General features: G+C 47.8%; 18 protein-coding genes. 8 read left to right on the top strand and 10 right to left on the bottom strand.

What is annotated here, in order from left to right; all coding sequences use genetic code 11:
• The first annotated feature begins 112 nt into the window (after positions 1-112).
• From AC6B99_RS03925 to AC6B99_RS03910, 4 genes are all read left to right on the top strand, one after another.
• Positions 113-886 (top strand): DUF2087 domain-containing protein, encoded by a 774-nt coding sequence (locus AC6B99_RS03925; protein WP_235533325.1) that lies wholly within the window; start codon positions 113-115, stop codon positions 884-886.
• A gap of 67 nt (positions 887-953) precedes the next feature.
• A complete protein-coding gene (locus AC6B99_RS03920; protein WP_056042745.1) occupies positions 954-1,370 on the top strand; it encodes a GIY-YIG nuclease family protein in 417 nt (138 codons plus the stop codon).
• A 315-nt stretch (positions 1,371-1,685) separates the two neighbouring features.
• Positions 1,686-2,879 (top strand): MFS transporter, encoded by a 1,194-nt coding sequence (locus tag AC6B99_RS03915; protein WP_496662795.1) that lies wholly within the window; start codon positions 1,686-1,688, stop codon positions 2,877-2,879.
• A complete protein-coding gene (locus AC6B99_RS03910; RefSeq protein ID WP_496662794.1) occupies positions 2,848-4,164 on the top strand; it encodes an LLM class flavin-dependent oxidoreductase in 1,317 nt (438 codons plus the stop codon). Before AC6B99_RS03915 ends, AC6B99_RS03910 begins: the two co-directional genes overlap by 32 nt.
• An 88-nt stretch (positions 4,165-4,252) precedes the next feature.
• Here the strand turns inward: AC6B99_RS03910 and AC6B99_RS03905 are convergent, their stop codons facing one another.
• From AC6B99_RS03905 to AC6B99_RS03870, 8 genes are all read right to left on the bottom strand, one after another.
• Positions 4,253-4,888 carry an FMN-dependent NADH-azoreductase gene (locus AC6B99_RS03905; RefSeq protein WP_056042741.1) on the bottom strand — a complete coding sequence of 212 codons (636 nt, stop codon included), beginning with the start codon at positions 4,886-4,888 and terminating at the stop codon, positions 4,253-4,255.
• A gap of 270 nt (positions 4,889-5,158) precedes the next feature.
• Positions 5,159-8,866, bottom strand: coding sequence for an S-layer homology domain-containing protein (locus tag AC6B99_RS03900; protein WP_496662793.1), 3,708 nt, complete (start codon positions 8,864-8,866; stop codon positions 5,159-5,161).
• Positions 8,867-9,237: 371 nt separating this feature from the next.
• Positions 9,238-9,630, bottom strand: coding sequence for a type II toxin-antitoxin system death-on-curing family toxin (locus AC6B99_RS03895; RefSeq protein WP_056042737.1), 393 nt, complete (start codon positions 9,628-9,630; stop codon positions 9,238-9,240).
• Position 9,631: 1 nt separating this feature from the next.
• Positions 9,632-9,925: an AbrB/MazE/SpoVT family DNA-binding domain-containing protein gene (locus AC6B99_RS03890; RefSeq protein WP_056042735.1), complete on the bottom strand. Its 294-nt coding sequence runs from the start codon at positions 9,923-9,925 to the stop codon at positions 9,632-9,634.
• A 286-nt stretch (positions 9,926-10,211) separates the two neighbouring features.
• Complete coding sequence (locus AC6B99_RS03885) at positions 10,212-10,772, bottom strand: nitroreductase family protein (RefSeq protein WP_081419136.1); 561 nt, start codon at positions 10,770-10,772, stop codon at positions 10,212-10,214.
• Positions 10,773-10,794: 22 nt separating this feature from the next.
• Positions 10,795-11,850 (bottom strand): ABC transporter substrate-binding protein, encoded by a 1,056-nt coding sequence (locus AC6B99_RS03880; protein ID WP_162241951.1) that lies wholly within the window; start codon positions 11,848-11,850, stop codon positions 10,795-10,797.
• A 92-nt stretch (positions 11,851-11,942) separates the two neighbouring features.
• The gene (locus AC6B99_RS03875) at positions 11,943-13,532 is read right to left on the bottom strand and encodes a helix-turn-helix domain-containing protein (protein ID WP_496662792.1); all 1,590 of its coding nucleotides are present in this window, start codon (positions 13,530-13,532) and stop codon (positions 11,943-11,945) included.
• A 166-nt stretch (positions 13,533-13,698) separates the two neighbouring features.
• Positions 13,699-14,889 carry an ROK family transcriptional regulator gene (locus AC6B99_RS03870; protein ID WP_496662791.1) on the bottom strand — a complete coding sequence of 397 codons (1,191 nt, stop codon included), beginning with the start codon at positions 14,887-14,889 and terminating at the stop codon, positions 13,699-13,701.
• Between the two features lie 253 nt (positions 14,890-15,142).
• Between AC6B99_RS03870 and xylA the strand changes: the two genes are divergently transcribed.
• The 3 genes from xylA to AC6B99_RS03855 all read left to right on the top strand — a co-directional run bounded on the left by xylA (position 15,143) and on the right by AC6B99_RS03855 (position 18,864).
• Complete coding sequence (gene xylA / locus AC6B99_RS03865) at positions 15,143-16,456, top strand: xylose isomerase (protein ID WP_056042724.1); 1,314 nt, start codon at positions 15,143-15,145, stop codon at positions 16,454-16,456.
• An 18-nt stretch (positions 16,457-16,474) separates the two neighbouring features.
• Positions 16,475-17,974: a xylulokinase gene (gene xylB, locus AC6B99_RS03860; RefSeq protein WP_056042723.1), complete on the top strand. Its 1,500-nt coding sequence runs from the start codon at positions 16,475-16,477 to the stop codon at positions 17,972-17,974.
• A 464-nt stretch (positions 17,975-18,438) separates the two neighbouring features.
• Positions 18,439-18,864 (top strand): GNAT family N-acetyltransferase, encoded by a 426-nt coding sequence (locus AC6B99_RS03855; protein ID WP_056042720.1) that lies wholly within the window; start codon positions 18,439-18,441, stop codon positions 18,862-18,864.
• Between the two features lie 233 nt (positions 18,865-19,097).
• Here AC6B99_RS03855 and AC6B99_RS03850 read toward each other — a convergent pair whose 3' ends face one another.
• Positions 19,098-19,988, bottom strand: coding sequence for a helix-turn-helix domain-containing protein (locus AC6B99_RS03850; protein WP_056042718.1), 891 nt, complete (start codon positions 19,986-19,988; stop codon positions 19,098-19,100).
• A gap of 196 nt (positions 19,989-20,184) precedes the next feature.
• On the opposite strand from AC6B99_RS03850, the gene AC6B99_RS03845 reads away from it, so the two are divergent.
• Positions 20,185-20,475 carry a hypothetical protein gene (locus AC6B99_RS03845; RefSeq protein ID WP_056042716.1) on the top strand — a complete coding sequence of 97 codons (291 nt, stop codon included), beginning with the start codon at positions 20,185-20,187 and terminating at the stop codon, positions 20,473-20,475.
• A gap of 34 nt (positions 20,476-20,509) precedes the next feature.
• On the opposite strand, the gene AC6B99_RS03840 is transcribed toward AC6B99_RS03845, so the two are convergent.
• The gene (locus AC6B99_RS03840; RefSeq protein ID WP_056042715.1) at positions 20,510-21,892 is read right to left on the bottom strand and encodes a BaiN/RdsA family NAD(P)/FAD-dependent oxidoreductase; all 1,383 of its coding nucleotides are present in this window, start codon (positions 21,890-21,892) and stop codon (positions 20,510-20,512) included.
• Positions 21,893-21,902 lie beyond the last annotated feature (10 nt).

The following is a 21,902-nucleotide window of genomic DNA, read 5'->3' as shown; positions in this document are numbered from 1 at the left end:
ATATAGCGAAATCATTTATGCTCTTTGAGCATTTGAAATGGATATTGAAAATAACCAAACAAAATGTTATTATGTCTATAAAATAATAGTTTTCATTTGGGTGGTGTTTGTTTTGTCGCAAAATGATTTGTTCTGGTCAGCAGAGCTTGCCGACCTAAAGAAAGGCTTTGTATTCGTTCAAGACGAAGGCCGATATAGCTGTCTCGTGTGTGGAGCAGCCTTTGAGGACGGAGAAGTGTTTCGAGTACCGGATAGTGATAAATGGTATGAAGCCCGCAAATATGCAGCATATCATGTTCAGCATAGCCATGGCTCGATGCTCGACTACTTGCTCGGTCTGGATAAGAAGGCGAGCGGGCTGACCGATTTGCAAAAGCAGCTCATCCGGCAGTTTGCCTCGGGCATGTCCGATGCGGAAATCGTCAAAAGCTCGGGAGGCGGCAGCGCATCGACGATTCGCAATCATCGGTTTGTGCTGAAGGAGAAAGCGAAGCAGGCGAAGCTGCTGCTTGCTGCTATTGAGCTGATGGAGAGTGGAGTGTCCGCAGATACGCCGCGTTTTATGCCGATCCACCGCACAGCGACGCAGGTTGATGAACGGTATGCAATTACCGAGGATGAGTACGAGTTGATCATGAAGCAATATTTTCCACAGGGGCCGGATGGTCCGCTTGCTTCTTTTCCACGGAAGGAGAAGCGCAAGGTGGCGATTTTGCGCCATATTTCAGCTGATTTTGAAGCATCGCGCAAGTACACGGAGAAGGAAATAAATGAGCAGCTCAAACGCTACTGGGAAGCGGACTATGTGACGCTGCGCCGCTATTTGATCGAATATGGCTTTCTTGACCGCACGGATGATTGCAGCGAATATTGGGTTAAGAACTGACTGAGGCAAGGCAGCTTTATGGATGGGGACGAATAGGACGAAGAGACAAATTTGAGGAGGAGCAGCGATGAATAAAGAAGAGCGCAAGCAGCTGACGGCACAGTATATGGAGCAGGAACGGGTGATGGGCGTCTATCAAATTACGAATACGCAAAACGGACGCAAGTTTATTGGCTCGACCTCCAATATGGATGGGGCATTAAATCGGGTGCGGTTTGAGCTGGACTTTGGCACGCACAAAAATGATGAGCTGCAAATGGACTGGAATGAGCAGGGAGCGGCGCAGTTCGAATTTGATATTTTGGAGAAAATGAAGCTTGAAGAGAAGGTGCTGTACGATTATAAGGATGTGTTCCCAGCGGAGCAGGGAGGCACGTCAGCCGAGCAAATGCGCAAATATAAAAAAGCGGCTGAAGAGCTGGAACAGAAATGGCTGGAAAAGCTGCTGGCTGAAGGCGTCGATTGTTATAACGAGCCGGAATAGGCTAAGCGCGGCAGGCTAGGTAAGCGAGCATGAAGCAAGCTTATAAAGCGTTTCGAAAAAAGAGAGCAGGATCATTCGCCCGAAGGGGATGGATGGTCCTGTTTTTGTATGCTGGCAGCTATGCAGTACGAAGGTAAGGTGCGTGCCTAATCGATAAACTGAATCGGCTCATAGACAATTTCTATTAGCAAGTAAATTGACGGTAAGAGATGGGAAGTGATAGAGTGTTGTTTATATTAAAACCAATTAAGTTAATGAGAATTATCGGGAATTGAACGAGAGGTGAAGGGCGGGAACGAATGGAGGAGCGGCGCGGTGCTTCACTGGAAGCGTAATCTTTATATTTTATGGTTTGGGCTGTTTTTCAATCACATGGCATATACGCTCTCGGTGCCATTTTTCCCGTTGTTTTTGCAGCATGATTTGGGTGTCGACAAAGGTTTGGAGGCTTGGTCCGGCGTTTCCATTGCGATCAGCTTTCTGATCAGCGGTTTATGTGCCCCCTTCTGGGGCTCGCTTGCCGATAAATATGGCAGCAAGCTGATGCTTGTCCGTTCAGGCGTTGGCCTTGGGGCCGCGCATGTGGCGAACTATTTTGTCCATGATCCTTATACGTTTATCGTTGTGAGGATTTTTCAAGGGGTGATGGCGGGTTTTACGCCTGCCTCGCTCGCTTTGGTCGGGACGAACACACCGGAAAAACACGTTGGCTACGCGCTAGGCGTCATCTCCACATCAACCGCTGCTGGCGGCATTGTAGGTCCGCTTGTCGGAGGGGTGCTGAGCCAGTGGATTGGACTGCGTGAATGCTTCATTGCATCAGGCATCATTACGCTGATTTCAGCAACCGTTGTTCTAGGTGTAAAAGAAGTGCATGAGCGCCGAACCGAGGCACGGCCGAGCGTGCTTCAGGATTTGAAGCAGGCAGCGGTTAATTCCAAATTATTTCGCGTCTATGGGCTGATTTTGCTGGTGTCCACCTCGGTTATGATTTTGGAGCCATTGGTGACGCTCTATGTTGTGCAAATTGGCGGCAGCATAAGCAACGCTAAGCTCAGCTCGGGTATAGTATTTTCGGCGATAGGGGTTGCTACCGTCATTATGGGCCCTTACTGGGGGAGGCTTGGCGGGCGAATCGGTTATGGCAAGGTGCTGCTTATTGGGCTGATTGGCGGCGGCATTGGCAATTTGCTTCAACTGACCATGCAGCATCTGATCGGCTTTGGCATTTTACGCTTTGGCTACGGTTTGTTTTTCGCCGCTGTGTATCCAGCGCTAAATGCGCTCGTTATCCAATATGCGGATAAGGATTTTCGGGGGAGAGCGGTTAGTCTGAGCCAAACTGCCAGTCAATTTGGCATTGTAGTAGGCCCGCTGCTGGGCGGATTTCTCGGCGGGTGGGCCGGTATTCCATTTGTATTTTTATTAACGGGCATTACTTTGCTGGGAGCAGCATGGGGAATAAGGGAGGCAAGTCATGACAAAACGACAATTAAAGCTAGGGGCTAATTTAAACGGGGTAGGGAATAGCATTTCTTTTTGGCGTCATCCAGATGTGCCGATTAATGCGAGCGTAAGCTTGGATTTTTATAAAAAGCAGGCGCAAATAGCCGAGCAGGGCAAATTTGATCTGCTGTTTATCGCGGACGGCTTGTTTATTAACGAGAAGTCCAATCCGCATTTTTTAAACCGATTTGAGCCATTGACGCTGTTGTCTGCGCTCGCGGGAGCAACCTCGCATATCGGCCTTGTTGCGACGTTATCGACCTCCTACAGCGAGCCATTTACGGTCGCTAGACAGTTCGCCTCCATTGACCAATTGAGCGGAGGCAGAGCGGGCTGGAATGTTGTCACTTCGCCGCTGGAAGGCTCGGCACTCAATTTTGGCAAGGGCGAGCATCCGAATCATGCGCTCCGCTACGAAATAGCCGAAGAGCATTTGGAAGTAGTGAAAGGCTTATGGGATTCATGGGAAGATGATGCTTTTGTCGGCGACAAAGCGGCTGGTGTGTTTTTTGACAAGGAGAAGCTGCATACGCTGCATCATAAAGGAGCTTTTTTCTCAGTGCAGGGGCCGCTTAATGTGGCGCGCTCTCGGCAGGGCTATCCGGTTGTGTTCCAGGCTGGCTCCTCGGAAGCGGGCAAGGATTTAGCAGCGAGGTCGGCTGATGCGATTTATTCGGCACATGAAACGTTTGAGGAAGCGCGGGCTTTTTATCAGGATGTGAAAGGAAGATCGGCAGCATTGGGCCGGGAGTCTGGCGAGCTGCTGATTTTCCCGGGGATCGGGCCAATTGTCGGAAGAACCGAAGCGGAGGCGGAGCAGAAGTATCAGGAAATAGCTGAGCTTGTGGAAATTGAACAAGCGCTGCTTTATTTGGGGCGTTACTTTGATCATTTTGATTTTTCCCAGTTTCCGCTGGATGAGCCGTTCCCCGACATTGGCAATATCGGCAGCAACAGCTTCCGCAGCACAACGGACAAAATCAAGCAGGAGGCAAAGGAGCAGGGACTTACGCTGCGCCAGGTTGCGCTTCGGGCATCGACGCCACGCACCTCGTTTATCGGTACGCCGGAGAAAATTGCAGACCAAATTCAGCAATGGTTTGAAGGGGAGGCGGCAGACGGCTTTAACGTTCGAACGGTCGTCCCAGGCGGCTTGGCAGATTTCGTAGAGCTGGTCGTTCCGATTTTGCAGCAGCGCGGGCTATTCCGTACCGAATACGAAGGCGATACGCTGCGCGGCAATTTAGGACTTGAAGTGCCGAGTAATCGGTATGCAGTAAAGCATTGACCTTAGCACAACCAACGACAAAAAAACGGCCGAGATCCGATCTCGGCCGTTTTTGTTATTAAAGCAGTGAAAAGATAGCAGTGAAAAATTAGAAGCTTGCTGCGATTTCTTTCGCTTTAACGATTGCTTGTGCTTTAATGGCTTGGCCTTGATCTTGCGATACAGCCATGCCTTCAACAAACAGCGGCTCAAAGGAAGGAATTCCGTAGAACAGCGAGATTTTTTTCAGGTAGCTAAAGCCGCTTTCCATTGCAGCTCCAGGACCTTCGGAATAAACGCCGCCGCTAGCTTGGATGTGCAAGCCTTTTTTATCGGTGAGCAGGCCTACAGGACCTTCAGCAGTGTATTTGAACGTTTTGCCAGCAACGGAAACCGCATCAATGTACGCTTTCAGAACTGGAGGGAACGAGAAGTTCCACATTGGGGAAACGAAAACATATTTATCAGCTGCAACGAACTGATCAACGAGCTCGCCCAGACGTGCTACTTTAGCTTGCTCAGCAGCAGAAAGCTGGTCGAAAGCAGTGCCGGATTGAAGCTTGCCCCAGCCGCTGAATACGTCAGCATCGATAGCAGGAATATCAAGATTGAACAGGTCAAGACGAACGACTTCATCAGAAGGATTAGCTTCACGATAAGCGTTAACGAATTCTTCACCTACAGCAAGGCTGAAAGATGTGGAGTGATCATGCGGGTGTGCAGTAATGTACAATACAGTAGACATAATTATAACTTCCCTTCAAATTTAAATGGTACTTCTCCATTATAACTTTTTTTAAGTTAATTTCAATAAGTGATTTATTAATTTTAATGTTAGACTATTTTTTTGATGGGACGATTGTGGACTTAAGTAAGTCTGCCCTTGTGTGGAGTTATTTATTTATGAAAATTCAGCTCGAAGGCAAGCTTATGATGGACAGCAGAAACGCCAAAACCACAGCCTCGTTACGACTATGGTTTTGGATTCCGCTATTTGAAAATGATCACTTTGTACTTACTGTGCGAGCAATTTATCCAACAAGCGAATGATCATCGCAACGGACTCCGCACGGGAAGCTGATTCATTCGGTTTGAACAAGCCGTTGCCTTTGCCACTTACGATACCGGCAGCTGCGAAAGCACTGATTTGTTCAGAGGCCCAATTCGCAGTTGCATCCGAGAAAGGATTGGATGTGTTAGGAGCATAGTTCGTCAACCGAGCAAGCATTGCAACGATCTCAGCGCGGGAAATTTCTTGATTAGGATGGAAAGAACCGTCACTGTAACCCGTAATTATCCCTTTAGCCTGTAAGCCTGCAATCGCTTCTGAGGCCCAGTGCCCTTGTGTGTCAGAGAAGGAAGAGCCGCTTGCATCCGCAAAGCCAAAAGCTTTCGCAAGCATTGTGGCGAACTCAGCGCGAGTTACCTTTTCATTGGGATGATAAGAGCCATCACTGTACCCTGTTACAATGCCCATCTTAGCGGCACGCTCGACTACTGTTGCACTCCATGAAGCTGCTGGAACGTCCGTAAAGCTTACGGTAGGAGCAGATTGCTCTTTTTCTACGATAGCCTTAACTACGTCTACATCAACCTTGTCGTTGAAAACCAGCGTCGAAGGCGTTGGTGTCTGTGCCGGCGTTGGCGTTGGTACTGGTGTCGACGTCGGTACTGGCGATGGTGTTGTTACTGGTGTCGATGTAGATGGCGAAGTTGGTGTCGGCGTCGGTGTAGGTGTTGGCGTTGGTGTCGACGGCTCATTATCCGTTGTTTTCACAACGGAAAACTCATCTACGATATTCCCTGCACTCGTACGTGCTTCCACACGAATCTTATCATCGGAAATTTCAATAGCGGAATATACAGGAACGTCTTCATCAAATATGAAATTCAAATAATTATACTGGGTGCCATCATAGAATTTCCAACCCGAAGCACCGCCATCCAGGTATACAGTACCTTCATTTGTAGCTTTATTCGGCTTGCCCTCCAGCATTGGATAGGTGCGGGCATACACATGATCGTGACCCACTAGAACCAAATCAACTTTCTTCTCTTCCAAAATAGGCGCAAAATACGTTTGGGTATACTCCACAAGGGATTCCCGACCATTTTCCGTATGGTAGGCAGGACGGTGGAACATAGCGATCGTCCATTTTTTATCATTTTGATCCAAGTCTTCTTTCAACCATGCTGCTTGTTCAATCATTTGTTCCTCTGTGCCTTCTGAGTTCAATACGACGAAATGAGTGTCATCGACCTCATAAGAATAAGCATATTGCAGTTGGGATGCGGGTCCGTTCTTTGGAAAATTAGCACCTTTAGTAAATACTTCCTTACCTTCGCTCTTCACATCATGATTACCCAAGGTTAGAGCCGTTGGAAGTGTTGCTGCATAAACCGAAGAAGCTTGCCAGAACTTCTGCCATTCTTCAAATGCGCCGCCTACATCAACCATATCTCCGCCATGCATAATAAACTGCGTTGATGGATATTGTGTCAAAGCGCTAGTCATTAGTGCTTGATATGCTTGTATTCCTTGTGATTGATTCGTATGCGAATCCGTAATAAACAAGAATGAGGTCGGGGTTGATTTGTTCTGGTCTACAGTAGAATATTCATGCCACTCCGACCAATTGCCCTCATATCCTACACGATATTTGTAAGCAGTATCTGCTTTCAAGCCTTCAATCAGGATATTATGAAAGCGGATCTCGCCCTTCGTTCCATTTTCCTTCATACTCAGCACTTGAAGCTCGCTTTCAGCATGCTGTTGTTTTACATGGTTGAAATCAGGGCTTTCTCCTGTTCCCCAATCACTAGCTTCGATGTATTGAATATAAGTAGAAGTTTGGTCTGGTTTTGTTTGCCAGGCGGCGCTCAGTTGTGAAGACATATCCTCTGTCACATAGGTCTGAACATATTGCGGCTCATCCGTCCCATACTGCTCCACAACTTCGTAATGGACAACCTTACTGTTCTGATCACCGATGACAGCTTGAACCTGATAGGTTCCAAGTGCCAACGTAGTCAGGTCTGTCGTTAATTGTCCTTTAGCATCTGTTTTACCGAGGCTGCTACTCAGTAATTGACTGCTAACATCGGCTTCAGAGATATAGCCTGTTGTTTGGCCATCTGCGAGAATAACCTCGAATAATCCATCCTCGGGTTCAGCTGAAGCATAGAAGCGTTCTCCAGCTTTTGCAACCATTAAGACATCAGAAGATGTATCATCATCCTCATATACACTAGACGTTACCGTGTTAACTGTAACTACCGAGCTTTGCTTTAATAAGCCAGTGAAAACAATATCCGCACCTTCATAAGGTTTGCCTTCACGGTCTAATACAGTAAAAGTAGACGATGTGCCCAAACCCATTCCCGTCATTGCTAGCTGATATGGAAATGCGATTGTATAGTGGATGGGGGAAGCTAGCGGTGAGCTAGTCTGAACTCCGCCCGCTGTAAGATTAGGATTACTCATAGTTATGGTTTTGTAATTTTCACCACGCTCTAAAATGGCATGAGAGCTCACTCTGAAGTTAACCGTAACGACATCATGGGTTGCGGCTGTCACGTTATCAAGAGCTACCTGAACCATTCCGTGATCATTGTCGATAGCTGAGTCTAAGGCAACTCCAGCCGCCTGAGTAATGCTTTCAACTTGAAGAGTGCTTGCATCATAATTTAATGCGAATTTTACCGATTCAGCATTCAAGTAGTCTTTGATGTTAACTTGAACAGGGTAGATTTCATTGCTGACTGCTTCTCCGTCAGCAGTCATGAACAAACGTTCACCTGCATTTATCGTGAAAGCATATGTTTTGCTTGCTGGGTTGCCGGCCGTATCCTTCACGTCAATAATAAGCTCATGATAACCGCCGTCCAGAAATGCTCCCGGATAGGTTAATAAACCAGTGTCAGAAGAATAGTTTGCTCCTTGTGTAATATCCGATCCATCCAAAAGAACCGATAACGTATCTAAATCTAGACCTGCTCCGTTGTCGGTTAGCTCAACCTTTAATTCATCAAGCGGAGCATTTAATACGTCATTCTCGACGGGGGATATAGGTTTAATGCTAGGCACGTCTTTATCCTCATCCGAATCCTCATAGATAAGGGTAATATCATCTACCCAAATCGAGCCTTTATTTTTTTTGCTCATATTCGATTGTTTCAATTGGAAAAACAATTCAAGGACAATTGGACCTGGCTTGTCCTGCGGAACAGCAGCCTCAATATATTTCCAACCAGACCAGTTGATACCCGTTTGATTTGCGTCATAAAACTCTGCTTGGAAAGAGGAGCCGCCTTGATCTCTAAATTTTGTCGTTAGCAAATGTCCTTCATTGTTGCCATAAACCCACATGCCTACTTTAGTAGGGTAACCTGTTAGGGGAATATTCCCTGTTTTGTACCCTACTTCGATTTGAGACGGGTTATCCACTATGCCAATCATATCGTAATCAATTCTAGCCGAATATTGTCCATTTCTTACATGCTTCTGGTTATCCTCCAGGTGCAGCGTAGCGTCATACATCCGTTTAGGATTAAATTTCACATCTGAGATTCCATCTTCAAAATCCTCAACTATAACGGAGGGCGTAACCATATCTGCAGCATAGACATGATTATTTTGAACAAAACCTGGACTTAATCCTCCTGCCAGCAATGTTACCAATGATAAGGTTACTATTGCCTTGCGCCATGCTCTGATTTTCATTACTTTTCCTACTCCCTTTAATAAAATGATTGTCCAACGAGTACTATAACAGCGCTATGTAAATTTAAAACTCATTAACTATTAAGAAATTATATTTATTTAGGTTGAAAAATTAATAATTCTTTTGATAAGTAGAACCTGAATATGTATAGGTTAGGTTTTTCATGATGGACATCATCTACTGCAATGGAAATTGGGATCGAACCTAGCAATGGGGTAGTGCTGCTTGACATGCAAAAAATCCACAACCGAAGCGGTTGCGGATTACATGGTGATGGCGAGGGAGTCGGACCCCTTTTCGAAGATTACGCCAAGCTTGCTTTTATAGGTGTAGTAAAGGATTTGATGTCACCTGAGAAGCCGCCTTTGGCTCATCTGCTTACAGAATGTTCTTTCAATATATGCGCAGTAGTCTCCAACGAATGAATTCCTTTTGCAATATCTACGATAAACTCCACGGCATATTCACGTTCCATTCTTAGATGTTTTCCATTTAACAAAAGGAATGATTTTGTCACCAGATGAGCTGTCCGTTTATTTCCATTGTGAAAGCAAAGATTTTTAACTAGCGACTCTAGTAGGGCTGCAGCTTTGTCGAATAAATGGGGGTAAGCATCTTCTTCAAAAACACTTTGCTGAGGTCTATGTACCGCAGATTCCAGCAGGCCGTGATCCTTCACACCTGCTTGGTCTGCGTCGTTCATTTTTTTCATCATGAAGTAGTGGGCCGAAATAACCTCTTCTTTGGTTAGGAATATGGCCATATCATCGATCCCTTAAATCTTTAAGGATACCTTCATCTTCTTCAAACACGTCAAAGAAGGCTTCAAGAACTTCTGGTCTTACATTATCTGGGAGTTGACCTTGCCGCACCTTCTTCAACACCACTTCACCGCGATCATTCTCAATAAATTCGATCTCATCACCTTGTGAGATATTCAGCTTCTCAGCCAGGCTTTTTGGCAAGCTTACTCCCAAACTATTGCCCATTCGTCCAATTTTGCGGGAATACCGCGTTACATTTGGTTTATTATTTGTCACTTTGACCACACCATTCATTGATATTCTCATCTCTATAAGTATGATCTATACTCAATTTGTTATACCTTATAACTGTAATAACTTTTATAACGTATGTACATAATAGCAAATTACTCCTCAAATATAAAGCACAAACACCATCCTCATATGGATGGTGTTTGTGGTGGTAGGGGCAAATTGTGGATGTACAAAACCACAATTATTATATCCGGCATTCAGACCAATCGTCGATTTTGGTGATAATGCCTATTCTTCTGATTCATGGAGTAGAATGAGCAAGGGAGTTGCCCCTTAGCTAAGCTATCTAATGCTCAATCATTGTCAAAAGCTCTGCCAAAGGCGTACGAGGCTTCGGCGCAGGCTGCGCTTCCGAGTTAAAATAGCCCAGATGCAGCGTACCGACGATTTTCTCCGCCGCTGTTACTCCGACTGCCGCCTGAAAATCGGCATGCTCATTGTAAGGACTTGTTTTCCATACACATCCGATCTCCTTTTCCCAAGCAAGCAGTTGAATGTTTTGAATGAGCGCGGATGTGGCTGCGAAAGCTTCTTCCCATGCCTTCTGAGGCAAGTCTGCCTTCATCACGACAATGAGATGAACAGGTGTCTGGCTGCAATAGGCCTCGCGTATTTGCTCTCCATACTTTGCAACGAACTCCGGCGGCCTTGTATGAAGGACAGCCTCTGCAAATCCGCGTCTTCCCTCACCGATAAAAAGAATGAACCGCCAAGGCTCTTTCTTCGAATGGAACGGTGCCCATACAGCGTCCTCCAGAAGCGTATATATTACTTCCTTTGGAATCGGCACACCATTAAAATCCTGAATCGTCCTTCGTTCTCGAATGATATTTGCAATATTATTCATTACTTTCATACCCCAATCGCCATTAGGAATTCAACGAAAAAGCAGTCGTAATTTCGTCGATTATTTTGTTAAGCCCAATCGGACCGTAGCCTGCAAACCATAAGTTTGCATCTCCGATATAGACGCGATTATTTTTAACAGCGTTTAAGTTCGACCAGATGGAGGTGCTCATAATGGTATCCAGCGCTACCTTGTTGACATCGCCAGGACGAAGAATGATGAACATGCGATCCGGATTCAGCTCAGGGAGCACCTCTGCCGAAATCGGGACATTCCATGAATCTTTAAAATCGACAGCTTCTACCGATGCTGGTGTTAAGCCTAGTGCACCGAACATGACGAAGTTATCGCTAGGCTGAATCAGCTGTAATTGCTTGTCCTGTACCCTCATAAAAGCAACCGTTTCATTCGGGGCTGCGGCAGCCAGCTTGTCATGTGCATCAGCGACTTTCTTGTCATACTCCGCTTGAATGCGCTCTGCTTCAGCTTCCATGCCAAACACAGCAGCGGTTTCATGGAATCTTTCCCAGTCTCCTTCATTCTCATTGTCAAAAAGAATGGTTGGCGCGATTTTGGACAGCTGGTCATAATTGGAATCGCTGAGTGTTTTCGACGCGAGGATAAGATCTGGCGCTGCTTCAAGCAGTGCTTCGTAATTTGGCGCTTCGCCTGAGCCAATCTCAATCGTATTCTTCATTTGGTCAGCCATGTAGTCAGGAAAACCAAGATCGTTATAAGTAACCATAGCATGGGGCTCGATGCCAAGCGCAAGCAGATGGTCGGCGAAAACATACAGCATGCCGGCTATCTTTTTCGGATGAGCAGGTACGACAACATCGCCTTTAACCGTAGAAATAGTCCGGGTTTCCGTATCAGATTCCATTGGCGAAGCTGATGGGGACTCTGCGCTTGAAGACTCCGTGCCTGACGACTCCGCCGACGCAGAAGGCGATCCGCTTGCTGTATTTCCGGTGCTGCTGCTTTGGCCGCAGGCGGCTAACAATCCGATAAGAAGCAGGATCGAGAGAAGAAGAGTCCCCCGCTTCATCATTTGAGAGAACACACTTATTTTAAACAAAACTTGCCACACGCCTTCCTTTATGATTTTGATAATCATTATCGTTATTTATTATAGGCAGGCGTAGGTTTTAAAGCCATGGACGATCATGCTCACTGCATGGACGTTTGGCTCATGAATAATTCGGTTGCACGGCGCAGAAACAAGGCATGGGATAGAGAGGTGTAGCAGGAATAGCTGCGGGAAGCTCCGAGATCATAAATATGTCCGCTGCGCGCCGCTTTAAGTTCACGCCAAGCTGCATTTGATTCGATCGAATGCTTGAATGCCTCCCGTTTCTGATGCTCCTCTCCGGTGAATAAAATCAAATGATCGATATTATAGGCGGCTAGCTCCTCAATCGTAAGCATTTGGGAATGGGAGACATTCGCGAGTTCTCTCGGCATTGCAAACCCTAGATCGCGATACAGAACCGTACCCAGATTTCGGCTTCCAAACAGCTGGAATCGACCATTTTCAAATTGGGCAACGGCAACGGTCTGATCTTCGATTTGGTGTTGAATAGCGTTACGCGAGCGTTCAGCCGATGTTTCATACTGCTCCAGCCATAGATCAGCCGCCTCGGTCCGATTTACTGCCCGTCCAATCATGCGAAGATGGTCGCGCCACTCCCCATGGAAGGGCACCGTACAGGTAGGGGCAATATGCCGAAAGAGATCAGCTTTGTCTGGCTCCTCATAATCTGTACGCTCAAATCCAATGATCAGTTCGGGTCTGGCCTGCAAGAGCCTGTCCAGATCAGGCTGATCATTGCCGACCTCCAGAGTATCTCGCAGCTCGGCAAGGGGCTCTTGCGAAGGGTTGACCATTGCGGCATAAGGCTGCATGCCGAGTGCCAGCAAATGGCTCGTGTAAGGGATGGCTACAGAAGCGACCCGCGCCGAATTTCGATATTTATTAATGAAAACCGTTGGCGAAGCACCCGTGGCAGCTTTAAATTTGCGGCTGAAATAAAACTCGTCCTGGTAACCGACCCTATGTGCCGTCTCGCGGATTGTATGTTCAGAACCGATCAGCAGATTGCTCGCTTGTGAAAGGCGGACTTCATTTAAATATTCCATAGGCCCACGTCCAAATTCCCTTTTGAAAAGCCTGGAGTAATGCGCCACGCTCATACCTGCTTTTGCCGCCAATACTTCACGGGTGAGGCTGTGGTGAAAAGCAGCATCGATATGAGCTTTAGATCGCTGCATCAGCTCACGGACATGGTTATGCAGCAGCTCAGGCTCCGCCTCGGCATGCCTAAGCACTAGCAAGAGCAGCTCTTGAAAGCGAATGTTGGCTTCCATGCGCTCCCATCTGTTGCCTGCTCTCCATGCTGTGCTTATTTCCTTAGCCAACTGCGGTACTTCTGGTATTGATACAGCTTGTTGGAGGCTCGGTTCTGTCATCTGGCGGTGAAGTGTGCTATCAGAGCCTTCTATATAGACATCAAACGAAATTCGTTCATATTCAAATGGCGCCTGGCCCCGACCTCTTAACGTCCAGCTCATTTTCGGTGAAAGCAGAAGGACATGTGAAGGGGGCAAAATAAACGGCTGCCCGTTCCAATCCCCTTCCCCGATGCCTTTCGTAGTAATGAGAAGGGTGCAGTGGTCTGAATGGTGAAGTACTTGTTCATTCGGGACAGAGCTAACGCTGTGAGCATCAATGAGCCTATATATTCTGTCGATTTCCTTCATTTGGGGTAGTTTGCTCCTTCCGCTGCGAGTACGATATAAAGCCGTAATTACTCCTATCTTACACCTATTTGCAGAGGGAGTTCCACGGATTGTTGTTTGTAATCATGCAAAAAGCCGACCTGCTATGGTCGGCTTCTTAGTCGAAAAAACCAATCCTATTTCAGCCTCAAACTGGCTGACCGCTCTTAACCTTCGCGAAAAAAGCACTAATCGCATAATAAGCGGCGCCGCGAACGGCGGACTGATCCTGCAATTCGGCGAACAAAATTTGCAGCTTTTCCCGGTGATAGCTTAGAGTGCGACGAGCGATGGAGGCGTGGATGGCTTCCTCCAGCCAAGCTTGTGCGCGGCTCATGCGGTTGCCGATGATGACGACGTTTGGATTAAACACATTCACAATGTTGGAAATGCCTACGCCCAAATATTCGCCAATGGCATAAAATAACGCCTGCACCTCGCGGTTTCCTGCTTCTGCGGCAGCAATCAGCTCCTCAAGCGACTCAAAGCCAAGCGGCTCAGCCTGCTCCAGCAGCGCATTCTCCGAAGCATAAAGCTCCCAACAGCCCTGATTGCCGCAGCGGCACGGCTTGCCGCCATACTCAATCGACAAATGCCCCAACTCGCCGGAAAAGCCGGAAGCCCCTTTATACAGCTCCTTGTTTAAAATAATGCCTGTCCCGATGCCGATGCCGACACTGACGTAAATTTGGTTGGCGATGCCGCGGCCCGCGCCGTATTTCTGCTCGCCCTGCGCGCCAGCATTCGCTTCATTGTCGATGGTGACTGGCAGCTGAAAGCGCGCTTCCAGCATCTGCTGCAGCTCAACGTGCTGCCATTCGAGGTTAGGCGCGAACAAAATTGCGCCTTTGTCATCGACGATGCCCGGCGCGCCAACTCCGATACCGATCAGGCCGTAATGGCTGCTCGGAGCTTGAGAAGCCAGCTCCTCAATAAAGGCGATGAGCTGGTTCAGGGCAAAATCCTGCTCGCGTTTTTTGAAGCTAAGCTGCCGTTCACTAATGACAGTCCCTTGCAGATCGGTTAACACGCCGCGCATATAGTTGACGCCAAGGTCAATGCCGATGGCATGTCCGGCTTGTCCATTAAACAGCAGCATGACGGGCTTGCGTCCGCCGCTGGACTCGCCGGGGCCATTTTCAAAAACGAGATGATTATCGATCAGATCCTGCACAAGGCTGGAAACGGTCGCTTTATTAAGTCCGGTCCGTTCGGATATTTGAGCGCGAGAGAGGGGGGCATGCTTAATAACGGCCTCCAGCACAATCGCGGTATTCATTTTTTTGATAAGCGCCAAGTCGCCGGTCGTCTTCAGTTTCAACAGATTGCCTCCGTCCATCTAAAAATCCATGTAGTGTATTGTATCACAGGCGTAAACGATATGACCGTCCAGCAGGCGAAAAAGCTCGTGTCCTATTGAAATGCAAGCGGAATCATTAGTAAGGGTTAATAGGACTATTTTAGCACAAAAAAACTTAGTTTAGTCAATAGACAAACTAAGTTTGATCATGTTATGCTGTTGGGGAGCGTTTACATCATCAGATTTGAAACTAAGCATTTATCCCATACCATAATCAGGAGGTTTTATAAAAATGAGCTATTTTTCTAACATTGGCAAAATTCAATTTGAGGGCAAAGGTTCGGACAATCCGTTTGCATTCAAACACTATAACCCGGAGCAAGTCATTCTTGGAAAAACAATGGAAGAGCACCTGCGCTTCGCGGTTGCTTACTGGCATACTTTTAACGCTAACGGCACAGATCCTTTCGGTTCGGCAACGATGTTCCGCGAGTGGGATAAGCTTGACGGTCTTGACCGTGCGAAAGCACGCGTAGAAGCTAACTTTGAATTCATGGATAAGCTGAACATTCCGTTCTACTGCTTCCATGATGTAGACATCGCTCCAGAAGGCGCTACGCTGCAAGAAACGAACAAAAACCTTGATGTTATCGTAGGCCTGTTGAAAGAAAATATGAAAACTTCCGGCAAAAAATTGCTTTGGAACACCGTTAACATGTTCTCGCACCCGCGTTTCGTTCATGGCGCAGGCACAACTTGCAACGCTGACGTTTATGCCTATGCTGGCGCACAGCTGAAAAAAGGCCTTGAAGTCGGTAAAGAGCTTGGCGCTGAAAACTATGTTTTCTGGGGCGGCCGCGAAGGCTACGAAACGTTGCTGAACACAGATATGGGCTTCGAGCTGGATAACCTGGCACGCCTGTACGAAATGGCGCTTGCTTATGCGAAAGAAATCGGCTTCGACGCGCAATTCCTGATCGAGCCTAAACCGAAAGAGCCAACGAAGCACCAATATGACTTTGATGCAGCAACAACGATCTCGTTCCTGCGCAAATACAACCTGCACAACGATTTCAAGCTGAACCTTGAAGCGAACCATGCGACACTTGCAGGCCACACGTTCGAGCACGAAATCCGTACAGCAGCTATCAACGGCATGCTCGGCTCCCTTGATGCGAACCAAGGCGATTTGCTGCTGGGCTGGGATACAGATGAATTCCCGACTGATCTTTATTCCACTACACTGACCATGTTTGAAGTGCTGAAAGCTGGCGGCATCGGCCGTGGCGGCGTTAACTTTGATGCGAAGGTTCGTCGTGCATCTTTCGAAGCGGACGATCTGTTCCTCGGTCACATTGCGGGTATGGACAGCTTTGCATGGGGTCTGAAAGCAGCTGCGAAGCTAACAGAAGAGAAAATTCTGGATGGCATCGTAGACAACCGTTACCGTACGTTCAAAGAAGGCATCGGCGCTGACATCGTTTCCGGCAAAGCGACTTTGGCTTCGCTTGAGCAATACGCGCTGCAAAACAACCCGATCCGTCTGGAGTCCGGTCGTCAAGAGCGCATTAGACTGCAACTGAGCGAAGTTATTTTCAGCGTTTAAGTCGGGAGGACTTCGGCTATGAGCTATGTCATTGGAATAGATTTAGGAACGAGCGCCGTCAAGGCGCTCCTCATTAATAAAGAAGGCACGGTTGCGGGCGAAGCTTCACGCAGCTACCCGCTTTATCATGAGCATACGGGCTGGAGCGAGCAGAAGCCTGATGATTGGGTCGATGCAACGCTTGAAGCGCTTGGCGAGCTGGCTGCTGCGATTGGACCAGAAGCAAGCGCGCAAATTGAGGGCATCAGCTTCTCCGGTCAAATGCATGGTCTTGTGCTGCTGAACGGTGCAGGCAATCCGGTGCGCAATGCCATTCTCTGGAATGACACGCGCACAACGGCGCAATGCCGTGAAATCGAGCGTACGCTTGGCGACAAGCTGCTCGGCATTACGCGCAATCCTGCGCTGGAAGGCTTTACACTGCCGAAAATCCTGTGGGTGCGCGAGCATGAGCCTGCTGCTTTTGAACAGGCGGAGCTGTTCCTGCTGCCTAAGGATTATGTGCGCTATCGCCTGACAGGCGAGCAGCACATGGATTATTCCGATGCAGCGGGCACGTTGCTGCTGGATGTAGCAGCGAAGCGCTGGAGTGAAGAGGTGCTGGCCGCATTTGAGCTGCCGGCAAGCTTCTGTCCGCCGCTCGCCGAGTCACATGGCCAGACGGGTACGCTGCTTGCTGAATTGGCACAGCGCACAGGACTGCCAGCTACAGTAAAAGTGTTCGCAGGCGGAGCCGACAATGCTTGCGGCGCAATCGGCGCAGGTATTTTGAGCGAAGGCTTGACGTTATGCAGCATCGGCACGTCCGGCGTTATTTTGTCCTATGAAAATGACAAAAATAAGGATTTTGCCGGCAAGGTGCATTTCTTCAATCACGGCAAGGAAGATGCTTTCTACGCGATGGGGGTGACGCTGGCGGCAGGCTACAGCCTGAGCTGGTTCAAGAAGACGTTTGCGCCGAGCGAATCCTTTGATGAGCTGCTTGCAGGCATCGGGGAAGTGAAGCCGGGAGCAGGCGGTCTATTGTTTACGCCTTATCTCGTAGGCGAGCGTACACCGCATCCGGATTCCCTTATTCGCGCCAGCTTTATCGGCGTTGATGGCTCGCATGAGCGGGTTCATTTTGCCCGTGCAGTGATGGAGGGCATTACGTTCTCACTGCACGAATCAGTCGATATGTTCCGTGCGGCTGGTAAAACGGTCAATACGATTGTATCGATTGGCGGAGGCGCGCAAAATCCGGTTTGGCTGCAAATGCAGGCGGACATTTTTGATGCGAAGGTAGTAGCGCTCGAGAACGAGCAGGGGCCTGGCCTCGGCGCAGCTATGCTTGCTGCTTATGGCAGCGGCTGGTTTGAGAGCCTGGAGGCTTGTGCAGCGAAGTTCGTGAAGCATGCCGAGCAATATTTGCCGCAGCCTGAAGCTGTAGAAGCCTATAAAGGGCTGTTCCGCATCTACCAGCAGGTTTACACGCAAACGCGCAGTTTGAACGAAGCGTTAGCCGCTTACCGCAGCTAGCGAGGTTACCCGCAAGAACACATATGGCTGCCGCTTCTTCTGTCGTTCAGGAGAAGCGGCTTTTTTTGTGGAATGAACATAGTGAAGAAGTGAGAAGTGTCAGAAGAAAATAAAGTTCTAGACAGAGAAATTAAGGTATTAGACTGATGAAGCTTCATTAAGCTAACAGGCAGTTTAACTCAATAAAAAAACAAGAAAGCAGACGGTCCTTGTTATGGCTTTTCTTATTTAAACAAATGGCGTAAAAGCGCTAGCTGGCATATTTTATGAGTTATGGTCTAGCAACAATAAACCACAGCTGCATTGAAATAGTCACACCGTGGTTCTAGTAAATTCGCTAATATAATGCCATGATTATGGTGAAGGGTTACAGTTGCCGATAGTTATTTATTCATATCAAAACCAAATTATGATTTATGTCGAGCGACACCCTATAAAGTGTGAGATGAGTGGAGATGAAATTTATGATTAGAGTTGCAAAATTGGAGGATAGGAAAGATATAGCCAAACTATTGGCACAGTTAGGCTACCCGGATACCGAATTTTTTATTAAAAAGAACATGGAAAGACTTCTAACTGACCCCAACGAAGAATTAATGGTTTATGAAGATGAAGGACACGTTATTGCCTGTATTTCCCTTCATTATATCCCACAATTAGGTATTAGAGGAGATATTGCATCAATTAGTTATCTTGTTGTAGACTCCTCAATTAGAAGTAAAGGAATTGGAAAGGAATTAGAGGAATTTGCCTCTGCCTCTGCCAGAAAAAGGGGATGTGACAGTATCCAAGTTCATTGTCATTCCAGAAGAATAGACGCTCATAAATTTTATGAGAGACAAGGTTTTAAGGAGGCTCCTAAGTACTTTTCAAAAATGTTAGACAAATGACGGACTAAATTCTCACTAGCCTTTATTCAATCGACAGCAAAGTTTTAATAGGGAGGTAATGATTTATTCAGCAAATTAATATTTAATTAACGGGTAACGTCTGTTTAATGGCAACAGCGGCAGTCTAAGACTTTATTTCTCAAGTCTAGGCCGCCGCTGCTTATTTTAATAGGCCAGTCTAATCCTTTATATTCTCTGAACAATAAGCTTACACCACCTGCTCACCTGCCCAATCACTGTTTGAAGCTGCTCCATATCGCTTCCGGCTTTACCCCCAGCTCTCCGGCGATCAGCTCGGCTGTGAGCCGCTGGGGCTTTTTTATTTTGCCATTGCGGATTTTAGAAATGGTCGTCAAGGAAATGAGCGTGGAGCGGGCAAGCGATGTAGCGGAAATATTTTTGTTCAGCATCAGCATTCTCAGCTTGTAGGAAGGGTCCTCCTCCGGCGCCTGCTGGTTAAGCTCGGTGAGCATGATCAAGTAGCTGTTAAACGCCCTGTTGCCCGAATAAAATGGCTTAATCAATGCTTTTGCCGTGTTTTTGTCTTCTCCGATATGCATATGCAGCTCCAAATGCTCGATTTTGCCGATGCTTCTGGCCCGTTCCATGATGCGGCGCAGCGGCGCGCGGTGCTCCTCGGCAACCAGATCAAAGATGCTGCGATTCAAGAAACTAGCTGAGCCTTGGGCAAGCGGAGCGAAATAACGCTTCAGCGAAAAAATGCGGAATTGTTCAGAGATGCCGATAGCCATCATAATTTTATGATCGACAGCGAATTCATCGCCCCAGCGCTCGGCAGAAACATCCTTGCAGACGAGCATGTAATACGTTTGCTCCTCCATTTGAAATTTGCGGCAGCTCAGCCGAACGGTCGCCGTCATCGTAGAGCGCGTCGTCAGCTCGCAATCGAACGTCAGTTGATCATCTTCAATAAGCCTTGCCATCAGCTGCCCGAAGGGCTGCGAATCCTTTACAAAATCCTCCGGGTTGACCTCTAGAAGCTCATGCTTTCGATAGCCGGACAGCCCGGTAAAGGCTTTGTTAATATCGCGAATATACCAGCGGTTAAAATCATATTCCACAATCATCATCGGGTCGGCTAGCTGGTAAAAGATCGTATGCATGCTAATAATGCCTCCTTCAATCAGTGGTATATCTCAAGGTTATGTTTGATTACATTAAGAGTTATTAAACGTGACATATCTCGTATTTTAAATTATGCAGAAAAAAACTCGAAATGACAACACCCTTTAGTCATACTTCGTTAACAAATTGGGGCAGACTACAAATAGAGTCAACGCCCGAAAGGAGAAATAACCGATGAATTCGGCATTATTGTTTGATTTCGCAGATATTACGAGCGCTGGAATGGCCTTTGATACGCTGGAGCAGCTTGGCTATGATCCGGTTCTGCATGAAGGAGGCAGGCTGCATATTCATATGGAGGGCAATGATCTCATCTCTGCTCTCGAAATTATGCAGGTGCATGGCGGGCGGCTTATTCAGGAAGCTGCCATTGATGCGAACGCTTACACAGATACCGCTTATTCGCTTGACGGCATCACCATCCCCGCGCATATTGTGAATGAGGATTGGAACGAGGAGCTGTAGCCAGCATTTTCGGCAAAAGAAAAAGCGCGGTCTCCTAGCTGTCTGAGACAGCCAGTGCCGCGCTTTTTCCTGCGTTATAGCCTGTTGAGAAGGCCGCAGTAATGTTATAGCCACCTGTGTAGCCATGAATATCGAGAACTTCGCCGCAAAAATAAAGGCCAGCGCTTTGCTTGGAGCCCATCGTCTTCGGATCGATTTCCTTCAGATGGACTCCGCCGCCGGTGACGAAAGCTTCCTCAATGGACAGCGTGCCGTTCACTTTTACGGGGAAAGCTTTGATTTGCTTGGCGAGCGCAAGAAACGGCCCCTTGGGAAGATTGTCATACGTAATATCGCCGCTGATGCCATTTTGCTGAAGCAGAAAATCCAGCAGCCGCTCCTGCAAATAGCCCCGAAGCACATTTTTAATCGCTTTTTTCGACTCCAGCTTCGCCATTTGCATCATTTCCTGATAAACCTCAGCCTCGGAGCGTCCCGGCAGCAGGTCGATTGTGAGGAGCACAGTTGCAGCCTCCCTTGCGCCGCTTCCTGAATGCTCTATCGATTCTAAAGCGCCTGCGTCACCTATACTGCCATTTGCTGCGCTGGAACCTTCAACGGTGCCAGAAGCGTTCTTCTCTTTGCTAGCCGCCTGTTTGAGCGCTTTGACGACGAACTGGCTGCATCTAAGGGCGGTTGGGCCAGATAAGCCGAAGTGGGTGAAGATCATATCGCCTTCATGGGTAATCAATTTTTTTCCTTTCGCATTCCATACCGTAAGCTCTACCTCGCGCAGTGAAATGCCTTGCAGTGTTTTGCTGCGTATCCAAGGCTCGGAGGATGTGAGAGGCACTTCTGTCGGATACAGCTCCGTAATCGTGTGCCCGCCGCTGATCGCCCAAGGGTAGCCGTCTCCAGTTGAGCCGGTATGGGGGACGGATTTGCCTCCCGTAGCGATGATGACGGCTTTCGCTGCGAGCTTTTCACCATTTTGCAGCAGCAGCCCTTTTACCGCACCGTCCTTATATAGAACTTCTCGTACTGGCGTATTCGTCCGAATGTCGACCCCTTGCTCGCGGACTTTGCGAATGAGCGCATCGACGACCGTTTTGGCCTTGTCCGATACCGGGAACATCCGGCCGCGGTCCTCCTCCTTCAAGGCGATGCCCATCCCTTCGAAAAAGGCGATAATATCGCGATTGCCGAACGCATTTAGCGCACTGAATAAAAACTTCCCGTTTCCGGGTATATGTTGGATGAGCTGATCCATCTCTTTTGCGTTCGTTACATTACAGCGTCCGCCTCCGGAAATGCCGAGCTTGCGCCCCAGCTTGTCTCCTTTGTCAACGAGAAGAACAGAGGCTCCGTGCGCGCTTGCAGCTACTGCTGCCATTAAGCCGGAAGGGCCTCCGCCAACAATTATAATATCGTACATGATTCACTCAGCC

It is taken from the genome of Paenibacillus liaoningensis, assembly GCF_059609455.1.
The sequence above is the reverse complement of the archived record's forward strand: the minus strand, read 5'-3'. Positions and strand labels throughout refer to the sequence as shown.